The 18,736-nt window shown below is 44.1% G+C and carries 13 protein-coding genes and 2 pseudogenes; 7 read left to right on the plus strand and 8 right to left on the minus strand.

Translation table 11 applies throughout. The annotated features are described in order from the left end of the window. The first annotated feature begins 47 nt into the window (after nucleotides 1-47). From AC0YN7_RS06895 to AC0YN7_RS06905, 3 genes and pseudogenes are all read left to right on the plus strand, one after another. Nucleotides 48-1,210, plus strand: a pseudogene (locus tag AC0YN7_RS06895) (FAD-dependent oxidoreductase). 99 nt (nucleotides 1,211-1,309) lie between these two features. Next, nucleotides 1,310-5,260 (plus strand): polysaccharide lyase family 8 super-sandwich domain-containing protein, encoded by a 3,951-nt coding sequence (locus tag AC0YN7_RS06900; RefSeq protein ID WP_475809224.1) that lies wholly within the window; start codon nucleotides 1,310-1,312, stop codon nucleotides 5,258-5,260. A gap of 197 nt (nucleotides 5,261-5,457) precedes the next feature. Continuing rightward, nucleotides 5,458-5,634, plus strand: coding sequence for an Ig-like domain-containing protein (locus AC0YN7_RS06905; RefSeq protein WP_475809498.1), 177 nt, complete (start codon nucleotides 5,458-5,460; stop codon nucleotides 5,632-5,634). 673 nt (nucleotides 5,635-6,307) lie between these two features. Here the strand turns inward: AC0YN7_RS06905 and AC0YN7_RS06910 are convergent. The 3 genes from AC0YN7_RS06910 to AC0YN7_RS06920 are packed head-to-tail and all read right to left on the minus strand — an operon-like array spanning nucleotide 6,308 to nucleotide 8,173. Beyond that, nucleotides 6,308-6,673: a GntR family transcriptional regulator gene (locus tag AC0YN7_RS06910; RefSeq protein WP_475809225.1), complete on the minus strand. Its 366-nt coding sequence runs from the start codon at nucleotides 6,671-6,673 to the stop codon at nucleotides 6,308-6,310. Continuing rightward, nucleotides 6,673-7,326, minus strand: a complete 654-nt coding sequence (locus tag AC0YN7_RS06915) for an ABC-2 transporter permease (RefSeq protein ID WP_475809226.1) — start codon at nucleotides 7,324-7,326, stop codon at nucleotides 6,673-6,675. Before AC0YN7_RS06915 ends, AC0YN7_RS06910 begins: the two co-directional genes overlap by 1 nt. Next, nucleotides 7,319-8,173, minus strand: a complete 855-nt coding sequence (locus AC0YN7_RS06920; protein ID WP_475809227.1) for an ABC transporter ATP-binding protein — start codon at nucleotides 8,171-8,173, stop codon at nucleotides 7,319-7,321. The genes AC0YN7_RS06915 and AC0YN7_RS06920 overlap by 8 nt, the downstream gene beginning before the upstream one ends. Before the next feature lie 690 nt (nucleotides 8,174-8,863). On the opposite strand from AC0YN7_RS06920, the gene AC0YN7_RS06925 reads away from it, so the two are divergent. After that, nucleotides 8,864-10,564, plus strand: a complete 1,701-nt coding sequence (locus AC0YN7_RS06925) for an S-layer homology domain-containing protein (RefSeq protein WP_475809228.1) — start codon at nucleotides 8,864-8,866, stop codon at nucleotides 10,562-10,564. Between the two features lie 153 nt (nucleotides 10,565-10,717). On the opposite strand, the gene AC0YN7_RS06930 is transcribed toward AC0YN7_RS06925, so the two are convergent. Beyond that, nucleotides 10,718-11,656 carry a helix-turn-helix transcriptional regulator gene (locus tag AC0YN7_RS06930; protein WP_475809229.1) on the minus strand — a complete coding sequence of 313 codons (939 nt, stop codon included), beginning with the start codon at nucleotides 11,654-11,656 and terminating at the stop codon, nucleotides 10,718-10,720. A 122-nt stretch (nucleotides 11,657-11,778) separates the two neighbouring features. Here AC0YN7_RS06930 and AC0YN7_RS06935 point away from each other — a divergent pair, with 122 nt between their 5' ends. Beyond that, on the plus strand, nucleotides 11,779-12,228 hold the full coding sequence (locus AC0YN7_RS06935; RefSeq protein WP_475809230.1) for a VOC family protein: 450 nt from the start codon (nucleotides 11,779-11,781) through the stop codon (nucleotides 12,226-12,228). 136 nt (nucleotides 12,229-12,364) lie between these two features. Here AC0YN7_RS06935 and AC0YN7_RS06940 read toward each other — a convergent pair. From AC0YN7_RS06940 to AC0YN7_RS06950, 3 genes and pseudogenes are all read right to left on the minus strand, one after another. Continuing rightward, a pseudogene (locus AC0YN7_RS06940) lies at nucleotides 12,365-12,433 on the minus strand (YnfA family protein); the annotation flags it as partial. Between the two features lie 345 nt (nucleotides 12,434-12,778). Beyond that, nucleotides 12,779-13,981 (minus strand): MFS transporter, encoded by a 1,203-nt coding sequence (locus AC0YN7_RS06945; RefSeq protein WP_475809231.1) that lies wholly within the window; start codon nucleotides 13,979-13,981, stop codon nucleotides 12,779-12,781. Nucleotides 13,982-14,005: 24 nt separating this feature from the next. Next, nucleotides 14,006-14,587 carry a TetR/AcrR family transcriptional regulator gene (locus AC0YN7_RS06950; RefSeq protein ID WP_475809232.1) on the minus strand — a complete coding sequence of 194 codons (582 nt, stop codon included), beginning with the start codon at nucleotides 14,585-14,587 and terminating at the stop codon, nucleotides 14,006-14,008. A 185-nt stretch (nucleotides 14,588-14,772) separates the two neighbouring features. Here AC0YN7_RS06950 and AC0YN7_RS06955 point away from each other — a divergent pair, with 185 nt between their 5' ends. Beyond that, nucleotides 14,773-15,753, plus strand: a complete 981-nt coding sequence (locus AC0YN7_RS06955; RefSeq protein ID WP_475809233.1) for an aldo/keto reductase — start codon at nucleotides 14,773-14,775, stop codon at nucleotides 15,751-15,753. A gap of 58 nt (nucleotides 15,754-15,811) precedes the next feature. Next, nucleotides 15,812-16,198: a MerR family transcriptional regulator gene (locus AC0YN7_RS06960; RefSeq protein ID WP_475809234.1), complete on the plus strand. Its 387-nt coding sequence runs from the start codon at nucleotides 15,812-15,814 to the stop codon at nucleotides 16,196-16,198. 199 nt (nucleotides 16,199-16,397) lie between these two features. On the opposite strand, the gene AC0YN7_RS06965 is transcribed toward AC0YN7_RS06960, so the two are convergent. Beyond that, entirely contained in the window at nucleotides 16,398-18,731 is a 2,334-nt protein-coding gene (locus AC0YN7_RS06965) for an MMPL family transporter (protein WP_475809235.1), read from the minus strand. Nucleotides 18,732-18,736 lie beyond the last annotated feature (5 nt).

Raw genomic sequence — 18,736 nt, forward strand, 5'->3', positions numbered from 1 at the left:
AGGAATCAATTAAAGGAATCTTTCCATGTGTAAGGAGGCAAATCAGGATGAAGGAACAGCATGTTGACGTAGCGATTATTGGCGGAGGAGTTGGGGGAGTCGCAGCCGCTCTGGCGGCAGCGAAGATGGGAAAAACGGTCGTCATGACGGAGGAGACGGAGTGGATTGGCGGACAATTGACCAGTCAGGCGGTTCCACCCGATGAGCATCCTTGGATCGAGCAATTTGGCTGTACGCGTACATACCGGATGTTCAGGGAAGGCGTCCGCCGGTTTTACAAACGGAATTATTCGCTCGTGCCGGAAGCGTTAAGCAACCCGCATTTGAATCCGGGCAGCGGCTCGGTAAGCGGGCTTTGCCATGAACCAAGGGTCGCTCTGGCCGTGCTTGGACAGGCTCCAATCCGATTACGCTTCAGCCGAGAACTTACGGATTGTTCCCGGACGGAAAGACATACTCCTTATGGGAATATCGCCGGATTGCGGCAAGCCGCAACTTTCGGGACGGCTTATACAGAAGCGATGTTACACTCGTGAATTGGCCGCAAAACGACTACTGGCTCGGCTCCGTTATCGACGTAGAGGAAGAGGAGAGGCTCCGCCACCTAGAGCAGGCCAAGCAGCTGAGCTTGTCCTTGCTGTACTGGATGCAGACCGAGGCACCCCGGCCGGACGGGGGTGAAGGATTCCGCGGACTGCGTTTGCGCAAAGACGTCGTCGGAACGGAGGACGGGCTGGCCATGAGTCCTTACATACGCGAGTCCCGCCGCATCCAAGCCGAGTTTACGGTGCTGGAGCAGCATATAGCCAAGGAATGTCAGGGAGATCAGCCGACCGCAGCGTTCGCCGATTCGATCGGGGTTGGCTGCTACCGGATCGATTTGCATCCAAGCGTAGGAAACCGCAATTATATCGATATTTCGAGTCTGCCTTTTCAAATTCCGCTTGGAAGCCTTATTCCGGAACGTGTCCTGAACCTAGTGCCGGTCTGCAAAAATATCGGTACGACGCATATTACGAACGGCTGTTACCGACTGCACCCCGTGGAATGGAATATCGGGGAGGCCGCTGGCTATTTAGCGGCTTACTGCTTGGAGCGTGGACTGGTTCCCACTGAGGTACGCAATGATCCGTCCAGACTGGCGGATTTTCAGCAGCTTCTTGTGCGGGAAGGCATTGAGCTTGCATGGCCTTCGATCGGCGCGGTGTAAAAGTGAAAGTAGAGGCTCTGCGGGATGAACCCGGGCCTCTAATAATCGGTCAAATGAAAGCGCTACCTAATGGAAATAATTTTGAGGAGGAACCAGGTAATGAAAAGGAAATCGCTTTGCGCCTTGCTGACATGTTTACTGCTTCTTTCGAATTTTTCCGTGCTCCCGGCTTCGGCATCGACTGCCGACCGGTTTGACGAGCTCCGCGGCCGTTGGTACGAGCTGTTGACCGGAGGGGAGTCGTACGATCCTGACGATTCCGTAATCCGTGACAAAATCAGCTATATCGATAAGACGGCAAAAGGATATTACGACGAAATGCTTAGGGAAGATCCGTCCTTGCCGAATTACGAAGCGGAGGATCTGCAGGCGGAATTATCGTCCGCCGATACCCATGTCGTGTTTGCCGACAATAGACTCAGCAACGGCAAAGGGGATAAGGTCAATCTTAACGCCGACGGGGATTACATCGAGTACACGTTGAACGTTCCCGGAGCAGGCTTATACGAGGTGCTTGTATCCGTCAAAAAGGCTTCGAGCTACGGCCGGTTCCAGCTTTCCGTGAACGGGCAAGAGCAGGGAGAGCCGCAGGATATGTATTACCCGAATGCGGCGGCTGGGGGCTCGTCGGCGGGAGTCGTGGAAACGTTAAATTTGGGGAGCTTGAGCGTTGCTTCCGACGAGAGCAAATTCCGTTTTACGATTACAGGCCGCAATGACGCGAGCAGTAAATACGATTTGGCGATCGATAGCATCCAATTGGTCAAGATACCTCTGCCGGACGCTTTGCCTGCAAGAACCGAACCGGCTCCGTTCCTCGATGGAGAAGGACTCGCGGCGGTTATGTCGACGGGGGTAAAGCGGCAGACGGTTAACGATGCGCGGTTAAGCGGCGGCAAAGGAGACCGGGTTACGTTGAACAAGCCCGACGACTATATCGAATATACGATAACGGTTCCTGCTGCCGGGACGTATGGAGTGTGGGTCAGATCGAGAACCTTGACCAGCGGGGGGATCATCCAGGCGGAGATCGACGGCGTACCTCAGGGCTCGCCTCAGGACCATTACACTTCCACTTCCGCGGGAACGGTCGATATGCAGGCTTTGGGGACGCGATTCCTGGAAGCGGGAACGCATAAACTTCGGCTTAAATCGGCAGGAAAGAACGATAAAAGCACTGGATACGGCTTTTTCGTCGACTATGTGAACCTCGTTCGTCCGGGAGCATCCATTTGGGAAGATTTAGTGTACGTGCCAGGCGGATCGAACACCGTCGTCAATCTATATAATTCTTATTCTCGGCTGCGCTCGTTGTCGCTCGCTTATTCCACGAAAGGCTCGACGTATTATCGGGATAGTGAGCTTCTGGAGGAAATGACTGATGCCCTTAGCTGGCTGCACCGCAATTGGTACGATGGCGTCACCCCTCTTTCCGATAATCCTTATCATTGGGAAATGGGTATCCCGATGCTGCTGAACGACATCATGGTGCTGCTTTACGATCAACTGCCCGGTTCCCGGATTGCCGATTGGTCGAACGCCATGTACTTCTATATGAAAGATCCGAACAAATACAACGCCGGCAAAACGGTCGCGACAGGGGCCAATCGGGCGTGGCTGAGCCAAATTTACATGTTGGCGGGCATTTTGAACAAGGACAGTGGGATCGTTACGACAGGCAAGCTTCTCCTGAGCGATGCATATAAGAGCGCGGAACCTACAACAGGGAACGGAACATATAGCTTGTTCAAGTATGTTTCGAAGGGGGACGGCTTTTATCCCGACGGTTCCTTCATTCAGCACGAATCGATTCCTTATAACGGTGGGTACGGCTTGAGCTTGCTGAATACGGTGGCTACGGCGCTGTATCTTGTAAACGATTCGGATTGGGCAATCGACGATCCGGATGTCGATAACGTATATCAATGGATATACGATTCTTTCGAGCCCTTTATGCACAAAGGCGGATTCATGGACATGACGAGGGGCAGGGTTATTGCCAAAGGGGATACCAACAGTCACGATTCGGGTTCCACGCTGATTAACGCAATGACGCTTCTCTCCCAATCCGCCCCCGCCGAGCATAAGGAGAACTACAAGCGGATGATCAAAAAGTGGGTGCAGGAGGATACATATCAGTCCTACATCGGCAAAACGGGCAGCATTTACAATGCGGTACGAGTCAAAAGCTTGCTGGAGGACGGGAACGTCGCTCCTGCCGACGGACTTATGCTGAGCAAGGTATTCCCGAAGATGGATAGAGCCGTTCACCTTCGGCCGGACTTCGGATTCGGTATCAGTATGCATTCCAAGCGGATTCCGAACTATGAATTCACCGTCGGGGAAAATAAGCGCGGCTGGTTTACCGGTGACGGCATGACCTATCTATACAATGAGGATCATGGGCAATTCGACGGTAATTTCTGGCCGACGGTTGACCCTTACCGGCTACCCGGAACGACGGTCGACACGCAAGCGAGAACCGATTCTTCGGGATTCAAGAAGTACAGCCCCTTGACTTGGGCCGGAGGGACGACGCTCGGAGCGTATGGCATAGCCGGGATGGATTACCGCGGCTTCGATGCCGACGGCAATGGAGAAGCGGTGGAGGCCAGAAAATCATGGTTTATGTTCGACGATGAAGTCGTCGCGATAGGTGCGGGGATCAACAGCTCCGAAGGGAGGACGATCGAAACGATCGTCGATAACCGCAAGCTGCGAAACAATAATGCCAATGTCGTTACGGTAGACGGGAGCGTACAACCGAATGCGCTGACGGCGGGACCGCAGCTTCTCGAGCAGGTCTCCTGGGTGCATGTCGAAGGCAATACGGCAACCGGCTCGGATGTCGGCTATTATTTCCCCGAGCCGTCCGACGTTCATATGCTGCGCGAGCAGCGGACCGGTACGTGGAGCTCGATCGGCAACGTTCCGCTGTCCGTAAACGATACCCAAACGACAAACTACGAAACGATATGGTTCGACCACGGGGCGAATCCGGCTGACAGCAGCTACGCTTACGTCATTCTTCCGAATCGTACGAGCGATGAAGTCGGCGCCTATGCGAGCAATCCGGCTATTTCCATACTCGCTAATACGGCTTCGGTGCAAGCCGCCCGGCATCGTACGCTGCATTTGACGGGAGCGAACTTTTGGGAGAATGTGACGGCGACGGCGGGCGGCATTACGAGCGACAGCAAAGCTTCCGTTTTACTTAAAGAGGACGCGAACGAGCTTGAAATTTCGGTTTCCGACCCGACGCAAGAAAATGCCGGAAGCATCCGGATCGAAATCGACCGGGAGGCAGAGGGGGTCATATCGAATGATCCGCGTATCCGTATCGAGCGGCTGTCTCCAACCGTTCAATTGACTATCGATACGGCTCAGTCTTATGGGCAATCGTTTAGCACCAAATTAAGGCCGAAGCTGGATAAGACGGCACCCGTAAGCACCGCAACTGTAGAACCTGCCAAACCTAACGGCAGCAACGGATGGTATAAATCGGATGTTACGGTAAGTTTGTCTGCTTATGATAAACTATCCGGTGTGGCTAAAACGGAATATCAAGTGAATGACGGGGAATGGCTCCCCTATACGGGTTCCATTCCTGCATTCGGAGAAGGGATTTATAAGGTAAATTATCGCAGCACGGACCTGGCAGGCAATGTAGAACTGAACAAATCTATCGAGTTTAAAATTGACAAGACAGCACCATTACTATCTGTTCAGTTAGACAAAACGTCGATATGGCCGGCTAATCATCAAATGGTCGTTGTCCATGCTGTACTTGATTCGAGTGATGCTGCTTCAGGCGTTGAATCGGTAGTTTTAACCTCCATAACGAGCAATGAACCGGATAGTGGTCAAGGTGACATTGAGGCCAATATCAGTCCGTTTGTCACTTCATTTCGATTGCGTGCCGAAAGATCAGGCAGTGGATCGGGACGCATCTACACCATAACCTGCACGGCGACCGATAAAGCGGGCAACAAGACGGATACATCAGTAACTGTCACAGTGCCTCACGATCAATCGGGACGACAAAAATAAACGCTGTCTTTATGAGACGTGTTCCGGCTGTCACGGATCCATTTGGTAACGTGCTGGGGATTATGTACAATTCTCACTATCTGGAGATCTGGGCAAACCAGCAATCCATTGCTGTAATTGACTTTGAATGAGCTTCGAGATCTTCTTTCATTCGATCAAGTATTTTTGTATGAGAATCCCGCAATACCGTAGGAAGTATATGGCATCAAGCGCGCTTCAAGAGCAGTGTTCCGGAAGTTGCAACGATCAGCGTAGCCGACTTGGTTACCGTGGTTGCCAAAGGGAAGACCAAGATCACCGCGGCTTACGCCGGCAAGGAAATGAGCGACAAACTGGTCGTGACCAAGATGAACGAAAAGAACGTGCAAGACTGAAGCAAAAACGGTTGGGCGAGGAGGTTTACTTCGCCCAGCCGTTTTTGTTTGTCCGGTAGAGGGGGAGGGAATTTTCCGAAAGATGCAGATTTTATCCCGATTTTAATTTTTTATCCGTTGTGTTGGCCTCTTTTTATCCCTCAATTCGCTTTTTGAGGTTGGTAGGCTTGATAGCGTGTTGTACGCTTATGCTTGAATTGAAATTACAGACTAATCGGAGGGGGGGCTTAAAAGATGTTCGGACTGCGTATTCGAGCGGCAGCGGAGAACAGGCTGCCGGCACAATCGGCAGCCTGTTCAGTGAAAGGGAGGATAGCGCAATTGTACAGAATAGTTGAAGGATAATGATAATACACGATTTAAATTATAAATGGAAAGCTTTCAAAGGAAGAACAAGATGATACATAATCTTTAATGAGCATATTCTGGAATGGGGACTTGAAATAATGGGGGTGGAGACGGACCCAACAAGAGGGCGAACCCCGGGGTTCAGTCCGCGCGGACGGAATGAAGTGAATAAGCATCGAAGGAATAAAAGTCCTCGTCGATTACGCTTCGTCAGGCATCTGATCAAAGATTCGGACATCTTCGTGCAAGGTCATTCCCTATGCTCCGCCAATATAACAAATCAACCACGTCCATAGGACGTGGTTTTCTGTTCATTTCTACATGTTCAATAGATTTCCTTCAAAAGCTCATAAACTTCATCTATTGTGAGGCCAAAGGATTTGTAATAGGAAGTATCAATAACCATCTGCTTCAGGATCATTTCATTGCGTTTTTGAAGCATCTCATCGGGTGAGAGATCAGCGACAAAACATCCTTTGCCGGTTACGGTGTAAATCAAACCAAGTCGTTCGAGCTCTTCCCACGCTTTTTTGACGGTAATGATACTAACACGAAGCTCCGTAGCCGCTTGTCGAATGGGTGGCAAGCTATACCCATTTTCTAGTTTCCCCTTGAGAATTTGTGCGCTGATTTGTTCAAAAAGCTGCTGATAAATGGGTTTATCAGATGTGTTCGAAATCGCTATGTTCATTAAATTTCCACTTTCTTAAACCGTTTGTTGGCAATATGATAAGCGATTATCGTAAATATCGCAAATATCACGATGCCAGTGATCAGGATGGATAGATGAATGGCTAAGTTGTCAGCACCATTTCCTTTGAAAAGATCAGATACAAACGAATTTTGTATGCCGAGCCATTCTGCTCCCCCGGCAAAAAGCATAGCAGCTGCAATGGATACAAACGTTGCTGCGCCGTATTTATACGCCGTCTTGTAATACATCGATATAAAGATAATATTGAAAATCGCCAACATGACGAAACAAAGTCCCCAGAAACCAAAGGAGGGTGCGAAGAAAAGATACTTCAGATTCGGATACAAACGTAGCGTTATCACACCATAGATCATGGCAACAACAATATGCATGACCTCCAGGATTACAATAACGGACACCCTTGCTTTTACAATGTCTTTTTTAGTTACAGGCATCATACTTGAAAATATTAAATCGTTCTGAGTTTTATAGCCTGCAAACATGTTCGGTATCGTAAGAAAACAAAAGTAAAGGATGACAAGGAAATATAACCATCCGGGAATTAGCATTAAGGCGCCTGTCAAAAAAGGCATGATATAGAAGAAAGGATTTACTCCTAACTTTAATTCTTTAATTAATAAGTTATACATACATATCCTCCTTTTTTGAGCAGTAGATCATTATCTCCTCAATATTCGGTACGGACGATTTAATTTCTAATGATGGATCAAAGTCTTTTGTATGGATCAAGCCTGTAAAGCCAAAGGAATTTATTTTGTAGGCGATTAGTTGGTTTTTGATCATATCCAATTGCTCTTTCTTACCATTTAACAATCGATACGTATCGATAAATTCTTCCTTTTCCGCACTGTTGATAATTTGTCCGTTATGGATATAGGTAATATAATCTGCACATTTTTCCAAGTCGGATGTGATATGAGTTGAAAACAGGATGCTGATCTCGCCATCTTGTACCAGCTCCTGAAAAATATCCAGCAGATTGTCTCTGGCAACCGGATCAAGTCCGCTTGTTGGTTCATCCAGTATAAGAAGCTTTGCGCCGTGTGATAAAGCAAGGGCCAAGCTATATTTTACTTTCATGCCGGTTGATAATTCTGCTATTTTTTTGTCCTCAATCAAGTTGAATTTTTTTAAATACTTGTAATAGGTTTCATCATCCCAATTCGAATAGAACCTTTTGATCACATTCGTTAACGTTTTGATTTTACTGCGCGTATAAAAGTTAATGTCTCCAAATGCAGAGCCAATTTCTTGTTTCAATTCAAGTTCATGCTCGGTCATGTTCTTGTCTAAAATATGAATCTCGCCGCTATCTATACGTATCAAATTCAAAATGGATTTGATTGTGGTTGTTTTCCCCGCACCATTGGCTCCGATAAATCCCATAATATAACCCTTTTCCAGTTGAAAAGATACGTTTTTTAATTGAAAATGTTCATATTTTTTATTTAAATTTTTGATATCTAGTGCCAGCATATCGTCTCCTCCATTTCAAAACTGTGTATGTTGTGCATGCACAATATATCACTGAGACATTTCTTATGTCAATAACTTTTATCAAATTAACGGGGAACGGTATGTTCAGACCTGATCGTGAAGTTACCTGCGCGGAGTTAGCCACTCCACACATGTGGAGTCCTGTGTGTCGCTATAAGAGGGTGATGAATTAAAGCCACATTTATCTCGAAAAAAAGGTTCTAGTATAACATCAAGGCTAATCCAGACGATATTATGAAGTCCGGAATTGGCAACATGACCAATATTGCAACGCTGTTTAACACCTATCTAGATCTAATGGGACACGTTAATTCAATCAAGCAGTGACAGTCTAGGACTTTATTTTTTATATGTTGAATACAAAAAAGAAACCTCTTATTATATCGCTTTTTCTCATATTAACGATGACGAGGTATTTGCTTATATAGAAAAAGGATCAGTAATTTTTGAACTAGCGCCCGAAGACACCGAAGGCGTTTTTTCTTGTTCCTGAGGAGAACGAAAGTATACCCAACTTCGACTATTTTGCTACGTTCGGATAATAGAATGTGCGAAGGTGAGATGGTACATTTAAGGATATTTATGTCAAATCAAAGCATTGTGGAGTGGAGGAAACTGGGCAAAGAAGTGGTTGGGTCAAAAACCAGAATTATAGGAGGGTAATCTTTAATGAGACGACATATGATTAAAGTATTTTCATGGTTATGTATGGTATCACTTGTAGTTGGATTCGTGGCTCATGTGCTCATTGTTACTCCAAGCGTTTCGGCTGTTTCGCCAGGGAAAGCTACAATTTTTGGTAAAGTAACAGGCAATGATACAGGTGATGATGCTGATTCAAGCTACCCATTAGAGCAGAGTGTACTTGTAGTGCTTATGAATGGTGGTGTGGAAGTAGCGCAAACGAGAACCTATGAGGACGGTAGATTCTTTTTTCATAATGTTGCAGATGGTACCTATACAATTAAGTTTAGCACAGTGGCAGGCTATACTATTGCAACTCCAGTTACTAGTGAGGAAAGTATTACAATTGATTCGAGTATGAATTACTATTCTGTAGATGCACTTTATTCCAATATACCGAACTATGACGTAGTGCAATCTGGGGAGATATTTCAGGGGAATATAAAAGTTCCTTATCCTGAACATGGAGGAATTACTTACAATTTAACAGATGGTCCTGATCTTGGGAAGATAATAGATGGTGGATATGTTTATCCTATTTTTGAATATGAAGCAAATCCAGGTTCTACGGGTGAAGATAGCTTTACTATAATTGCTACTACGAATAAAGATGTATACACAATTAAATGGGATATTTTAATTATTCCTCCATTTGAGTATCCCGTTAATAATCCGCCTAGCATAATCAATGAGACGAAAGCAACGATGATAAATACGGCTGTATCTGGAGGTCCCGTAGCAGTAGATTTGGAAATGGATTGGTTAGATTTCGACTTTGCTAGCAGCCCTAGCCACGGAAAGGTAGAATGGGATGAGGATGAGGATGGGATTTGGACATATACGCCAAGTGAGAATTATGTAGGTCCAGATACATTTACAGTCAAAGTCCGAACTGGTGAAGGTGGCGAACAATATTTATCGACGATTAATATTATTGTTAAACCAATTCCAATATCAACGCCAATATCAACACCAACACCAACACCAACACCAACACCAACACCAACACCTCCTGTTATACAGCCGCCTAAATTAGAGTATGATCTTCATTTTGACTATATAATTGGTTATCCAGATGGAATGGTGAAGCCCGAAAACAGTATTGATCGTGAAGAGGTTGCTACTATTTTTTACCGATTAATGGAAGATAACAGCCGCGAAGATTATCTTTCCAACACGCATTCATTCTCTGATTTGACGAGTGATCGATGGTCTAACAAATACATTGCTACAATGAATAAAGCCAAAGTAATCAATGGTTATCCAGATGGAACATTTGCACCGGGACAGTATATAACTAGAGCAGAGTTCGCTGCAATTGCTTCGAGATTCGATAAACTAGATGAAATAACGAATGATTTCTTTACAGATATCAGTGGTCATTGGGCGGAGAAGTACACTGCATCCTCTGCGAACAAAGGCTGGATAAAGGGATATGCAGATAAGACCTTTAGGCCTGATCAATACATCACACGTGCTGAAGCTATGACCTTAATCAATAGTGTATTAGATCGACATGTCCAGACCAAAGACATTCACAAAGACGCGAAGCAGTGGCCGGATAACAAGCCAGAACAGTGGCATTACAGAGATGTCCTTGAAGCAACTAATTATCATGACTACAGCAAAAAGGATAAAGAAACTGAGATTTGGCTGAACATTCTTCCGGATCGCATATATCCATAAGCTTATAAATAAAGCTCCTATCTGGTCTATGAGGCCAAAGAGATAGGAGCTTTTGGTTTACCCAGATGCTAAGAAGGAAATAATTCTACCGTTACTCTTGTGTTGCAAGGTAGGAAAAAAAAACTCGTACAGTATTGCGATCTGCATGCTGATTTACAATTTTTGATAGTGATTTAAGAGATTCTCAACTCTATCTTGGATCATTTGTTTTAATGATTCAGGCTTCACGGATATAACAAAATGACCATATCTCATCAAATAGTCAGCTATAAACTCTTCTTCACCCAGATTATAGAATCCCGTAATGACTGTTTTATGACCATTTTCTAATTTCATAGAAGGATAATGTTCTTTATAAAAAATATCCTTGGCTTGTTCTAAAATCTCTACTTCAAAGTCAATACTCTTCTCAGATTGATAAATTTCTAATGAACGACTAAGGAGTTCATCTATAGAAAAGTGAGATTTGACTTCCTCTTCTCCTATAAGGGTTATTCTATCGCATCTGAAAACTCTATATTTATTTGTATTTAACTCTATTCCAGTAGCATACCATTGACCAAACCTAGCGGAAATTTTGAAGAATTGAACGTGGTAACTTTTTGCCTGATTTTCTTTTAAATACTGAATCTTACAGCTGCTCTCATTAAGAATACTTTCTAGAATTTTATCTAAAAAACGACTGATATTATAATGCTGATAGATTTCAAATTGTAGGACTTTTTTCATTTGGTGAATCTGCTTTATTTGTTTTTTGGAAAGACAGTTTTCAAACTTTTCATGTAGTTGATTAACACTTAAATGAAATGGTGTTGATTGATAAGACTCTAACGTCAACATGGCAAAATACAGAGCATACACTTCATCAATAGTAAAAATAATGGGGGATAATAATGTATTTTTTAAGATACCATATCGTCCATGTCTGCCATGTTCCGAATAAATAGGCATACCTAATTGTTCTAATGAACTAATATCACGAAGAGCTGTACTTTTTGAAATATTGTATTGATCCATGAGGTCATTTAAATTAAAGAACTCTCGACCGTTCAAGTATCTGATCATGTCATTTAATCTTTCTGATTTCTTCATAATAAATCTCCTTATAAAGGTGTCATGTTTTGATACCTTTATCTATTATGATAAGTTCAAGGTCATATATCAAATGTATAAGATATCCACCTCAAATCATGATATAAAAGGAGATTGATACCATGAGTACAACACTAGAAATAGCTATTTTCTTATCCATGAACGGAAAAGCAAAAGAAGCTATACATTTTTACAAAAACCATTTTAACGCAGAGGAATTGTTACGTGTAACCTATGAAGACATGGCAAAACGTGAAAGCTCCATACAGCTTACTGATGAGAATAAGAATTATATTTCTCATTCTGTCTTATCAATCGGAAGAACAAAAGTCATGATAGCGGAAGATACAATGAATACCAATGAAGCATATACAGTTGGTAATAACACTTCATTATGTATTCAAAGTGCTGACTTAGAGGAAATTGAACATTTTTATAATAGCTTAATTACAGATGATAGAGTGAAAATCATTATTCCTTTATCGAATAATGTGTTTAGCAAAGCATACGGTATTATTGAAGATCCGTTCGGTATTCAATTCCAATTAATGTTTGATGATAGATTACAATAAAGAACACACGTATAGCTTGTTCTCACTGTCTACTCATGGCATGTGGAGTGGCTAATATTGTTGTAACACACCAGACATGTGAGTGCTTAATATTAATGGCATCATAATTAATAAATTGTATATTAAGAAATTTTTATTAACTTCTAGGAGCCCAAAGCATAATTGAGACTCCGACAACGCAAACAGCGGCTCCAATCCAATCGTACTTTACTCGAAGGACATTAGCTTACCTCAATTCTGAGTAGGAGCCTAAGTTACAGATGGATTAATTGTTAAAAATTTATGTATCTTTATTGTATTACATTTTTTGTCATTAGAGGACGATTGTTGAAATAAAATCGGTTATTATGGCATCAGAAGCAAGCGAGTGATCTTAAATGCTCGCTCCATCGCTACTACATAAATGCTGTTATGTGAAGAGGCGATTTGACATCTGGATTGATCGAGGATACGCCGCTGTCTCCACAAAAAAATAAACCAAACCACTTCCTTAGAATGGTTTGGTTTATTGTAGAGAAATCTACGTCTTTTTCAAAGACATTGGCTTTCTTTATTCAGCTAAGCTGCTAGCCAATTGTTTTTCTTTCCACACCATCGTAATGACTAAACCAATGAGCATAATGACAGCAGCAAAGAGATACGGATAGTTGATGTTTACATCAAATAATATACCGCCAATCGAGGGCCCGATAATAGTGCCCAAGCTTGTATAGGTGGAGTTCATACCAGCGATAAATCCTTGTTCTTTTTCAGCAGTTTTTGATAAGTAGGTTGTTAAAGCTGGCCGTAGCAAATCAAATGCGAGAAAGATGAAGGAGGTTACTAATAAGACAGCTAAAAAGCTAGAGACCATGGTTGATACTACAGCGAATATTACGCCAGCAATTAAGCATAGCTGAATGAGTTTCTTTTCACCGAGTTTATCTACCATTTTACCAAACATAAAGACCTGAACTACGACCCCGAAGATTGAGCTTATTGTAATTATGATTGCAATATCTCGTGGTGTGAAACCAAATTTATGATCAGAAAACAGACTAAATACAGTTTCATATGCGGATAAACCAAAAGCCAGTACAAACACGAGAATAAAGGCAATAATGTATTGTGGATGAAGCGAACGTTTAAGATCACTCACAAAGCTTAAATTCGTTTTAAGCCGAGTGATTTCCAAAAGCTGCCCTTTGGTTAGTGGCTCTTTTAAAATAAATAGGGAAGAAATACATGTTATTAATGCGAAGCATCCAGCAAAATAGAACGGGGCACGTATACCTAACTCAGCAATAAAACCTCCGATACCTGGGCCGATAATAAAACCGAGACTAATGGCGGCAGAAATATAACCCATCGCTTTAGGTCTTTCCTCTACTGAAGTAATATCTGCAATATAGGCAGTTACGCCAGGCATAATAAATGCACCACTAATGCCTCCTAGAATTCTGGAGAAATAAAGAACGGATACATGTGTGCCTAAACCAAAGATCACTTCGGATACACTAAAGAGGAATAAGCCAATTACGATCATTTTCTTTCTGCCATAAGTGTCGATCCATCGTCCTGTTAGGGGAGACATGATTAGTTGTGCGAATGAAAATGCTGCAAATAGATAACCCATCGTTTGGCCTGATAAATCCATACTATTCATAAAGGATGGCATGACGGGGACGATAAGTCCTACACCCAAAAAAACAATGAATATATTACTTAGCAGAATGAGTAAGACTGTTTTTTGTTCTTTTATTGGTTTCTTCATGAAGCAATACCTCTCTCTGTCAAATCATAGCTGTGAAATACCTCTCCAAAATACGGTCCAAGAGGCATTAAGTTTATCGTGTAGACGTTTTTCATCATTTCCATATGCAAGCTCCAGCATGATCGAATCAACTACACCCAAGAAGGCAAGAGTAGGGATGATGGCTGTATCTTCCATGATGGCTTTGGCATCGATCCAACCTTGAAATTTGCTTTCTAATATGGTTTGGATCTGAGTTTCCGAATCGATTACTTCCTCATTAATCGCTGGTGCGAGATGGAGAGGTGGAAAAAAAGACATACGCAGCCAAAACTTTAACTGCTCGCTCTGTTGAAACAAATCAATGACCAATTGCAGATATCCTAATAAATCTGCTTTAGGATATAGTGTATCCACTTTACTCAAATAGTTTAGTTTCGATGAGATTTCTGCCTCTTTGGCATCTTGTAAAACTTGTAGAAATAGATCATCTTTTCCTTTGAAATGAGCATAGAGAGACTGCTTTCTCATACCGACATTCTCAGCAATTAGAGACAGAGATGCCCCCTCGTACCCATGAATGGTGAAAAATTTTAAAGCGATGTCTTTAATCTCTTTACTTTTCATTAAAATCACCTCGACATTAACGAACGTTCGTCAGGTATTTTATCAAATTTTATTTTGATATGCAAATTTAAATTACTCTCAATGTTAACGAGCTGTTTAGCTATAACGTTTGACTTGGAGTTATCTCCAAGAGGTAAACTATATCTGAGGGAAACAAAATGTATTTGAAAGTGAGGAACAATTAAATGGAATATATGAAACTCGGAAATACAGGCTTGGATGTATCTAGGCTTTGCCTAGGCTGTATGAGCTTTGGTGTAGCGGAGCGTTGGACTCATCCCTGGATACTTGATGAAGAGCGCAGCCGTCCAATTATAAAAAAAGCGTTGGAGCTTGGTATCAATTTCTTTGATACAGCGAATGTGTACTCAGACGGAACAAGCGAGGAAATCGTTGGAAGAGCATTAAAGGATTATGCCAATCGTGATGAAATTGTCCTCGCGACTAAGGTTCATTTCCGCATGCATCAAGGTCCCAATGGAGCAGGGCTTTCCCGAAAAGCAATTATGAGTGAAATAGATAAGAGTCTGAAGCGATTGGGCACTGATTATGTAGACCTTTATCAAATCCACCGCTGGGATTACAATACTCCAATTGAAGAAACGATGGAAGCATTGCATGATGTTGTGAAGGCTGGTAAGGCAAGATACATTGGTGCTTCTGCGATGTACGCATGGCAGTTCCTTAAGGCATTACATGTAGCCGAGAACAATGGATGGACTAGGTTCGTATCCATGCAGAATCATTTAAACCTCATGTACCGTGAAGAAGAGAGAGAGATGATACCGCTATGTAAGGCGGAAAAAATCGGAGTAATTCCTTATAGTCCGCTCGCATCAGGAAGATTAGCGCGTGATTGGTCGGAAACAACGTATCGCTACGAAACCGACCAAGCTCAAAAATCCAAATACGATGCGACTGCCAATACGGACCGATTGATTGTAGACCGTGTAGCTGCATTAGCGGAAAAACGTGGTGTTCCCCGTGCTCAAGTTGCACTTGCTTGGTTGTTGCAGAAAGAACCAGTAACAGCTCCGATTTTCGGCGTTACAAAAATATCCCATCTCGATGATGCGGTAGTAGCTCTTTCAGTTACGTTAACACAGGAAGAAGTTGCTTCGTTGGAAGAGCCTTATGTTCCTCATCCGGTAGTTGGTGCCATTTAATATAAGAAACGACAAGAACGCCCCTTTGATCTGAAATAGGGAGGTGAAAGAAATTTGTATGTTGATATCAGATGTAAGTGGAAAATTTGATTTGTCACAGGATACACTCCGCTATTATGAACGAATAGGACTTATTCCACGGGTGAACCGCAATAAGAGTGGAATTAGGGATTATACGGAAGAAGACTGCAGGTGGGTTGAATTTATCAAATGTATGCGAGGTGTAGGTCTTCCAGTAGAAATTTTGATTGAGTATGTTGGGTTGTTCCAACAGGGTGATGAAACAACGGAGGCTAGAAAAGAACTCCTAATCGAGCAGCGTAAGCAGCTCCTAACAAGAATAGAAGATATGAATAAGGTACTGGAACGCCTAGACTATAAAATTACCAGATATGACCAGACAATAGTCGAGAAAGAAAAAACACTAAATAGAACGCATAATTAGAAAAGAAGGTGATGAAATGATTGCATCGTATCATCCTTAAAGCTGTAGACAGCTCCATTTGGATTCAATGATTTGAGTTTATTCTAAGTGATTGAGAGGCCAGCCAGATATTCTGGCTGACCTCTTTTTTTCTACGAATGTCCAAGTGCAAATGATAGATTTTTTCTAAGAGAAAAATAATCAGTAAATCTTTCGTGGGTTAATCATGCTGTGAAGCGTTTTCCTGCTTCTTCAACTCTGCTAGCAGCTTGTCACCTTCTACATCCAGGTTCGGCAGCAAACGGTCTAGCCATTTCGGCAGCCACCACGCTTTATCACCGAAGACGGCCATGACTGCTGGGACGAGCGCCATGCGGACGATGAAGGCGTCAATAAGGATGCCGATCGCCAGCGCAAAACCAATCTGTTTGATCATAATATCATGAGCGAAAATAAACCCGGCGAAGACGGATACCATAATCACGGCTGCGGCTACAACAACGCGGCTAGCTTGCTTGTATCCATGAACAACACTCTCCGTACCATGATGCCCATGGACGTAAGACTCGCGCATGGAGCTGACTAGGAAGACCTGATAATCCATCGCCAGCCCATAAAGAATGCCCGTAACCATAATCGGCATAAAGCTGAGCAGCGGTCCACCGGTATCAAAGCCGAAGAGGGAGTGAAGCCATCCCCATTGGTATACGGCCGTAGTGATCCCGAATGTGGCTAACACACTGAGAATGAAGCCTACCGTAGCTTTGAGTGGAACGATGATCGAGCGAAATACGAGCAGCAGTATAATCAGCGATAGGATCACGATAATGCCGACGTAGAGCGGGAACACCTCAGCTAGCTTCGATGACATATCGATGTTGATAGCGGTGAATCCAGTAACGCCAATCGTGACATCATACTTAAGCGCCATGCTCGAATCGGAAGCCCGAATTTCTTTGACCAGGTTTTTGGTCTCTGAATCTGTTGGTCCTGTTTTCGGGATGAGACTAATAATCGCCATATCTCCAGTTTTGTTCATGCCCATAGGTGTTACGAGCGAAACGTTCTCATGCTGCTGGAGCTCCTGAACCAGCCCGCCCAGCGTCTCCATCGAGATGGTGCCTGAGGCTCCTTTAGGCTCAGCGACGAGAAGCAGTGGTCCATTGAAGCCTTCGCCGAAACCATCTGAAATAGCATCGTAGCTCTGTCTGGATGCAGTGTCAAAGTTTGCCGTGGCACCTGATGGAATACCCATGTCCATTTTTGCGACAGGGAGTGCCGCTGTGCCTAGAAGAACAATGACGCCAACAACTATAAGCCAACGGCCCTTCACTACGCCGGTCATCCATCGGTGAGCGAACCCATGTGAAGGTTTATTCGCCTTGCTGCTGCTTGTCGCACGAGCTTTAGCTGAGCAGATGCGTTCCCCAACCAGGCCGAGCAGAGCTGGCAGTAAGGTTAGAGCAACGAGAACATTGACGAGAACGGCCAAAGCAGCAACAAGCGCCATCGCGGATAGGAAACCAATCCCGATCACAAGCATGCCGCACAACGCAATGATAACGGTCAAGCCCGCGAAGAATACGGCGCTGCCAGCTGTACCGACCGCTCTGCTAGCGGCTTCACGAGCGCTTAGTCCTTGGTCGAGAATGATGCGGCGCTGACGGTTGACGATGAACAGCGAGTAGTCAATACCGACGGCCAGTCCGACCATAAGCGCTAAAACAGGCGTAAGATCGGTCATATGGAAAACTTTTGAGAAGGCAAAAGCTCCTCCTACGCTTATGCCTACTCCCATTAGAGCGGTCAGAAGCGGTAAGCCTGCAGCAACAACCGAACCGAGTGTCATGAAGAGGACAACGGCGGCAACGGCAATACCGATTGCTTCAGTTGATCCAATGGCAGGTTTAGTCGAAAGCGAGTCGCTAGGCAATGCGGTAATCCCAGTCTGCTCGACGCTCATGACAGCATCGATTACTGAATCAGGGACCCATTCAGGCAGCGACATTTGCTGAACGGTGAATTGGAACTGGAACAGGGCAACGCTGCCGTCAGATGCAAGCATCGCGCCAGGTATCGGAACACCGTTTACTATAAGTGGGCCGTAGGGAGGAAGTTCGCCTGTAGCTGCTTGCGCCGAATCAGATGCGCTCCCTTGCCCAGCTTGTGCAGCTTCGTTCCCTTGAGCAGCATCGGTCATCGATGCTCCGGCTTTTGCAGCCAATTCGATCGGGTTAATGACAAACTCAAGGTTGTATACATCGTTAACAGCCTTGCTAATGGATGCCAAACGCTCTGGCGTGTCCAGACGTTCGCCCTTTGGTGCCGTGAACACAATGCTGGCTTGTCCGCCCGAAGCTTCCGGCAGCTCTGCCGACAACTTGTCTAAAACCTTCTGCGATTCCGTTCCTTCAATTTTCATATCCGAACTGACATGTATTCCGTTGACCCCGAGTAAGGCGAGCACAACTCCAAGGATCACGATCCAACTGACAATGAAATACCATGGTTTGGTATAAGCTGACTTGCCCAATTTGTATAGAAAAGTTGACATACGTT

This window comes from Paenibacillus sp. J31R122 (assembly GCF_056269185.1).